Origin of the sequence: Streptomyces sp. NPDC058691 (genome assembly GCF_042714775.1) — a bacterium.
Classification (GTDB): Bacteria; Actinomycetota; Actinomycetes; order Streptomycetales; family Streptomycetaceae; genus Actinacidiphila.
This window is the reverse complement of the sequence record NZ_JBHXSO010000041.1, coordinates 70,172-77,573: the sequence shown is the minus strand read 5'-3', so window position 1 is coordinate 77,573 and position 7,402 is coordinate 70,172. Positions and strand designations below refer to the sequence as shown.

General features: G+C 70.7%; 3 protein-coding genes. All 3 read right to left on the bottom strand.

The features are described from left to right. Positions 1 to 153: 153 nt before the first annotated feature. The 3 genes from ACFWVC_RS26500 to pulA all read right to left on the bottom strand — a co-directional run bounded on the left by ACFWVC_RS26500 (position 154) and on the right by pulA (position 6,981). Complete coding sequence (locus tag ACFWVC_RS26500; RefSeq protein ID WP_384291107.1) at positions 154 to 504, bottom strand: hypothetical protein; 351 nt, start codon at positions 502 to 504, stop codon at positions 154 to 156. 12 nt (positions 505 to 516) lie between these two features. Beyond that, a complete protein-coding gene (locus ACFWVC_RS26495) occupies positions 517 to 1,302 on the bottom strand; it encodes a TNT domain-containing protein (RefSeq protein WP_384291102.1) in 786 nt (261 codons plus the stop codon). A gap of 216 nt (positions 1,303 to 1,518) precedes the next feature. Continuing rightward, on the bottom strand, positions 1,519 to 6,981 hold the full coding sequence (gene pulA, locus ACFWVC_RS26490; protein ID WP_384291096.1) for a pullulanase-type alpha-1,6-glucosidase: 5,463 nt from the start codon (positions 6,979 to 6,981) through the stop codon (positions 1,519 to 1,521). Positions 6,982 to 7,402: the final 421 nt, after the last annotated feature.

Genomic DNA, 7,402 nt, shown 5'->3' with positions numbered 1-7,402 from the left:
CCAGCCAATCCCTTATTTTGTTGGTTTGGGGGGGGTTGTATTTTTTAATAATATAATTATATTACTTTTTTGACGCGCTTTGGGGGGGGGCCCCCCCGGGGGGGGGGGGGGGGGCCCGCTCCGCCGCATCTCGGCCGCAGAGGGTCAGAGGGGTCAGGACTGCCCGCGGCGGGCCCGGTCGTAGGCCTCCTCGGCAGCACGCCGGATCTCCTCGCGGTCCCGCAGGACCGCCTCCATCTCCTCGTCGGCGCCGGGGCCGGGACCGGGGCCCCGGTTCGTGAGCCGGTCGTAGAGGTAGCGGCAGGCCGTGTCCTCGTTGTCGAAGCGCCGGTGCGGGTCGTGCACGCCGCGTTCGAAGTTGCCGACCACCCAGGCGTCGCCCTCCTGCCGGAGGTACATCAAGTCCGGGGGCCTCAGGTCGAACTCGTGGAAGCCGGGGACCTCGTACAACCCGCCGGGCACCCCCGCGGAGGCGAGCGCCTCGCACAGCTCACGTCGGTCCATGGACTCGGCCTGTCAGTTCAGCCGCTGCAGGCTGCCGTCGAGGACGTGGTTGAGCACGCTGTCCCGGGTGTTGGCGTCGATGTCCGGCAGCACGTACTGGAGGCCGTTGCCCGGCTGCCCGTAGAAGGGCGCCACGAGTCCCACCCGGACCGTGAACGGCCTGACGACCTTGTACAGATGGTAGTTGAAGGGGTAGCCGCCATCGAAGGTGTTGAGGCTCTGCGGGGTGAGGGAGCGCTGAGCGTACGGCGAGCCGGCCGGCGCGAGGAACCTTCCGCCCTCGCCACCGAAACGGTCGATCCTCTGCCCCACGCTGAGGGTGATCAACCCGGGGGGGTTCAGGAAGCCGTCGTTGGGCGGATTCCGGTACGACTGCGTGCTGGTGTTGAACCAGGTCTGCAGGAATCCGTTGGCGTTCTGTCCGGCGAGGCGCCGGTAGCCGACCAGCAACGAGCCGATCAGGCCCTTGCTGGGCAGGACCCGCGGGCCGAGCCGCGGATCACCGCAGAAGAACGTCGGTTTGGTGAACGCGGCACCGATGCAGATGCGGGGGGACAGCGGGCCGCCGACGAGAGGCGGCCGGCCGGGGGCCACAAGGGGGACCGCCCCAGGACCGGCGGCAGGACGGACAGCGGGAGCCGGACGGGCGGGAGCCGGGCGGACGGAGGGAGCCGGGACGTGCGCGCCCGGGCCCCGGTCGTCGGCGTGCGTGGGCGCGACCGTGCCGATGAGGGTGCTGACAAGCAGGACAAGCAGAGCAGGAAGAGTGGTGAGCGATATTCGCTGGCGCCGCTTCAAGGGTCCTCCATGGGACGACGGGAACCGGGCTTTCCGGAACCTCGGTCACACTGCGTCACCGAAGCCGGGCGGATACGTACCCCTCCGCACCCGGCCCCCAGGACCGACACGCCGCGAATTCATCCGGATGGAGCCGCACTTCGCCCGTACGCAGCACCGCCCGGCCGGCACACCCCGTCAGGGGGCGCGCCGGCCGAGCGGTGACGGAGCGTCGCGTTACCGGTGGGCGTAGACCGCGACGGTCCGCGCCGGGACCGCGAAGGTGCCCGAGGCGGGGTCGTAGGAGGACCGCTTGACCACCGGGTCGGCGCCCGCGGCCTGCACCGGGTGGAGGGCGTAGCCCGTGCCGGCGAGGGCGGCGACCCGCTGCTCCTGGGCCTGCGGCGTGGCGTTGAGGACCACGACCAGATCGCCGAGCCTCATGGTGATGACGCCCGGGGTCTCGTCCTTGCCGGACAGCGGGAAGGAGAGCCGGTCCCGCACCTGCGCGGCCGTGGTGAGCCCGAAGGCGGGCTCGGTGGACCGGATGCGCAGCAGGTCCTGGTACGCGGCCGAGGCCGCGGTGATCTCCGGGCAGCCGACCGTGAGGGTGCCCGCGGTCAGCAGCGGCTTCGCGTACGGCCACTTGGACTCGTTGTCGGCCTTCGGGGGCAGGCCGCGGCCGAAGCCGTTGCCGGCCCGGCAGTCCCAGTGGACGGCGTTGAACCAGTCGCCGGAGTCGAAGGAGTTGCGGTCCAGGGACTTGGAGCGCAGCAGGTCGGAGCCGGCCTGGTAGAGCGCCGGGCCCTGGGAGAGGGCCGGGACGGACTCGGCGAGCACCTGCATCCGGGCCCGGTCGGCGGGCGAGGTGTCCCGGGGCAGCTTGAAGGCGAGGGCGTCGAAGAGCGCCTCGTTGTCGTGGGCGTCCGCATAGGCCAGGGCGTCGCCCGGCACGTCCGCGTAGCCGGCGGGCGAGCCGTTGTAGTCGACCTCGGCGCCGGTGACCTCCTTGCCGCCGCTGTCGGTGAAGGAGAAGGACTTCAGGTTGCCGCTGAGGCCGACCTTGATGAGGTCCTGGTAGTGCAGCAGGCGGGCCTTCTGCTCGGCCTCGGTGCCGTTGGCGGCGGAGCCGTTGGGGTCGGTGAACAGGCCGGAGGCGAAGCCCTGGACGCCGGGGTCGGAGTCGAAGGGGCCGCCGCCGCGGACCGCGTCACGGGCCCGGTCGGAGAAGGTGGCGATGCCGGTGCCGGCCATGTTCTTCTGGGTGGCCTGCACAAAGCGGGCGTCGTCGGCGACCTCGCCGAAGTTCCAGCCCTCGCCGTAGATGATGATCTTCTTGCCGTCGACGCCGTCCTTCGCGAGGGTGAGGGCGTCCAGGGCCTTGCGGACGGCGAGGATGTTCGCCTTCGGGTGGTGGCCCATCAGGTCGAATCGGAAGCCGTCGACCTTGTACTCCTTGGCCCAGGTGACGAGCGAGTCGACGACCAGCTTGCCCATCATCGCGTTCTCGGGCGCGGTGTTGGAGCAGCACGTGGAGTTGGCGACGGTGCCGTCGTCCAGCAGGCGCTGGTAGTAGCCGGGCACGATCCGGTCGAGGACGGACTTGTCGTCCTGGCCGCTCGCGGCGGTGTGGTTGTAGACGACGTCCATGACCACGCGCAGGCCGGAGGTGTTGAGGCTCTGCACCATCCTCCGGAACTCGACGGTGCGCTTCGTGCCGTCCGGGTCGGTGGCGTAGGAGCCCTCGGGGACGGTGTAGTGGAAGGGGTCGTAGCCCCAGTTGTAGGCGTCCTCGGCGGCGACGGCCGCCAGGCACTCCTGCTGCTTGTCGGAGTCGGCGGGGTAGGCGGCGAGGTCGCAGTCGACGCGGGCCTGGTCGGCGCTCTTCTCCGCGACGGTGGCGAAGTCGAAGGCCGGCAGCAGGTGGACGTAGGAGACCCCGGACTTCGCCAGCGCCCGCAGGTGCTTCATGCCGGCGGAGCCGGTGTCGGTGAAGGCGGTGTACTTGCCCTGGTCCTTGGCGGGGACGGTGGTGTCCGCGACGGAGAAGTCCCGGATGTGCAGTTCCTGGATCTGGGCGTTGTTCAGGCCCACGGCCTTGGGCTTGGCCAGGTGCGACCAGCCGCCCGGGGCGAGCTTCGCGTCGTCGAGATCGACGACCAGGCTCTGCTTCGAGTCGGCGGTCAGGGCGACCGAGTAGGGGTCGGTGACCGAGTTGGTGACGACTTTCTGGACGCTGGGCGCCCAGACCTTGACGACGTACCGGTACGGCTTGCCGGTCCAGCTCCGCTCACCGGTCACGCTCCACACGCCGGTGGATCCGTCGCGCCGCATCGTGACGGTACGTCCGTCCAGGTCCAGGGCGACGGACTGGGCGGTCGGCGCCCACACGGAGAGCGTGGGCCTGCCGTGGTCGAAGACCGGGCCGAGTGCGGCCTTGGTCGCCTTGGCGCCGTACAGGTCGTCGAGGACGCCCTGGATCTGGACGCCGGTGGCGGACAGCAAGGCGCCTCCCCCAGAGCCTCCGGCCTGGGAGGTACCCCCAGCGAGGTGCTGGGTCGCGATGACCTGCCCGGAGAGGGCGGTGCGGACCCGGTCGCGGTCGCGCGGGTCGACCGTGAAGGCCGCGTAGTCCTTCAGGTGCGGGAAGCGGGCCTTCTGGGCGTCGGTCAGGCCGCCCGCGACGCGCTGCAGGCGCAGCCAGTGGCCCTCGCCGGTCAGAGCGCCGTCCTTGATCGCCAGGCCGCCGTCCGGGGCGTAGACGAGCTGCTGACTGGCGGCGGTGTCACCGGTCTTCCAGGCGACGGTGTCGGCGTCGATCCACTGGGCCTTGGCCGAGGACAGGTCGAGGTCGGCGGAGGAGCCGGCGGTGGTGGGCAGGAGGTACTTCTCGGTGCCGTTCAGGAGCCACACCTCGTGTCCGTAGGTGGCGAGGTCGAGCGACTGGTCGGCGGGCAGGTCCTTGGTGTCGCCCTTGTGCAGGATGTAGCTGAGCGACGTGGCGCCCGCGGCGAGCGGCACCTCGAAGACGGCGCCGTACGCGTCGGTCCTGACCGGCTGCGACGGGGCGGTCCAGTCGGTCGGGTTCGCGGCGCCGGTCCAGGTGTGCAGGCCCCAGCCGGTGTAGTCCCCGTCGGCCCGGTGGTAGTGCAGGACGGCCTTCGAGGTGTCCTGACCCGGCTCGGTGCCGGAGGGGGCCTGGGTGGCGACGGCCTCCTTGCCCTGCTCGACCCAGATCTCGCCGTTCTTGGTGACGTCGATGAACCGGTCGGCGGCGACGTCCTTGTTGCCGTCCTTGTCGATGACGAGGTAACCGACGCTGGACGCGCCCGGCTTGAGCTTCACATAGGCGAAGGCGCCATAGGCGTCGCGGCCGATGAAGTCGTGGCCGGCGGGCCAGGTGGTGCCCTCGCCGTCGGCGATGTCGCCCCAGGCGTACAGGCGCCAGTCGGTGTACTGGTTGTCGGCCCGCTTGTAGTGGACGATCGCGTAGTCACGGCTGCTCGCCACCGGGGGCTCGGGCGGGGCCGGGGTGCCGCTGGTGGTCTCGGCGGTGGCGGCGGCGGTCCGGCCGGCGGAATCGATCACGACGGCCTTGTACCGCAGCGCGGTGCCGGGCGTCACGTCGTCACCGACCGTCTGGGTGACCTTGTAGGGCGCGTGGTCCGCGGAGCCCAGCACCTTCCACGGTCCGCTGCCGGTCTGTGCGGCGAAGACGACCCGGTTCAGCTGCCCGCCGTCGACGTCCGCGGAGAGCTCCACGGTGCCGGTGGCGCCCGCGGCGGGAGCCTCGAGCGTCAGGGCCGGCTTGACCGCGGGGGCGCCGAGCGGCTTCGTCGCCTTGTAGACCACGGCGGACAGCGCCGGGACGGTGACGGCGATCTTCGTGTCGGCGCCGCTGGTGACGGAGCCATCGGTGCCGTACAGGGCGGTGAAAGCGGTGTTCGCGGAGCCCGTCGGGACGTCGGCCGTCCTCGCCCCGGTGGCGTTGTTGACGGCGACGACGTACTCGGTACGGGTCTTCGCGTCGGTGCGCGAGAAGGCGTAGATCCCGGCGCCGTCGGCCGCGTAGCGCTCGGTCTGGACGCCGTCGGCGAGGGCCGGCTCGGCCTTGCGGAGCGCGGACAGCTTCGCGATCGCCCGGTACAGCGGGGCACCGGTGTCGTAGGCGTCGCTCGCGTGGGTGCGGTCGGTGCCGAGTTGGTCGTCGTCGAGGTAGTCGGCGACCTTGGAGGCGAACATCGTCTGACGGGCGTCCTTGTCACCGCCCGCCCCGGTGAAGCCCTGCTCGTCGCCGTAGTAGACGACGGGGTTGCCGCGCGAGAGGAACATCAGCTCGTTGGCGAGCCGGTCCCGCCGCACGAGCTCGGCGTCGCCGGCCTGCGGGTTGTCCTGCTTCAGGAACGTGCCGATGCGGCCCATGTCGTGGTTGCCGAGGAAGGTGACCTGCTCGTACGCGTTGGCCTTGTCGGTCGTGTACCGGTAGTCGTCACCGAAGACCGAGGCGAGCCGCGCCGCGGGGCCGCCCTGGGAGGCGTACTGGCGGGCGGCGTCCTGGAAGGGGAAGTCGAGCGTCGAGTCCAGGCGTCCCCGGGTGACGTAGGGCGAGGTGATGGCGGTGTCGGCGGAGTAGACCTCGCCGAACATGAAGAAGTCCTTGCGGCCGTGCTTGGCCGCGTAGGCGTCCAATGCCGTGGCCCACTGGGTCCAGAACGGCAGGTCGACGTGCTTGACGGTGTCGATGCGGAAGCCGTCGACGGCGAAGTCGCGGACCCACTTCTCGTAGATCTCCTCCATGCCCTTCACGACCTCGGGACGCTCGGTCCACAGGTCGTCAAGGCCGGAGAAGTCGCCCTGGTCGGAGCTCTCGCCGGCAAAGGTGGAGTCGCCCCGGTTGTGGTACATCGTCGGGTCGTTGAGCCAGGCCGGGACCTTGCTCCGCGCGGTGACGACGGGGGTGTGGGGGAAGGAGTCGCGGTCGACGGCGGGGAAGTCCTCGCCGCCCTTCGCGTAGTCGGCGTCGTCGAAGGGCACGCCGTCCTTGGTCAGATACGGGAACGCGCCCTTGGAGAGGTAGCCGTAGGACTTCTCGTCGTAGTCGACGACGTCGGCGGTGTGGTTGGTGATGACGTCGAAGAAGACCTTCATGCCCTTGGCGTGGGCCTTGGAGATCAGCGACTTGAGGTCGGCGTTGGTGCCGAAGTGCGGGTCGACCTGGGTGAAGTCGGTGATCCAGTAGCCGTGGTAGCCGGCCGACGCCTGATCCCCCGTCCCCTGCACGGGCCGGTTCTTGAAGATCGGCGCCATCCATATCGCGGTGGTGCCCAGGTTCTTGATGTAGTCGAGCCGCTTCGTGAGGCCCTTGAGGTCGCCGCCCTGGTAGAAGCCCTTGTCGGTGGGGTCGAAGCCGGTGCTGAGCCGGGTGCCCGTCAGACCGCCCTTGTCGTTGGACGGGTCGCCATTGGCGAAACGATCCGGCAGGACGAAGTAGAACTGCTCCCGCGTCAGGTCGTGCCGCGCCGGCTGTGCGGCGAGCGCGGAGTCGGACGGCGGGGCGGGCGGGGCGGCCGCCGAGGCGGCGGGGACCGAGGCGGGGACGGCGAAGGCGGCGGCGAGGGCCGCGATCGCGACGGCTGCGGCGCCACGTCTGCGCGCGCGTGAACGCGCGGCGGACGCGGGCAGCCCGGTGGGCTGGGCCACGGGGGTTCTCCTTGCGGAATCCGTGTGCGGACGGGTGTACCTCTGGGAGCCCACGCGCCATGAGCCGTGGCCCGGCGGCGGTGCCGGACCGTGAGCGGGACGGTACCTCTTGCGCGGGTCTTACAGCAAGATGTCGCAAAGATTTCCAACTCGGTCCCGCCCGGGCGGCGTTACCCGCCAGCAGTTCCCCGGCGCGATGGCCCTGACGGCCGGTCACCGAGCGCCCTGGCCGTGGTTCCGGCGCGGGCGACGGCCGCCCTCCCACCTGCAGAATCTTGCAGAAAGTTTCTGCAGGGGCCTTCCGTGCCGCGGTGAGGCGCTGTTACGTTCCTCCTCATCCCGGTCCGGCCGGCCGGGGGTCCGCCCCTGACGGCGGCCCCACGCGCCCGGTCGGCTGGACCGGAGGCATCGACGGAGGCGG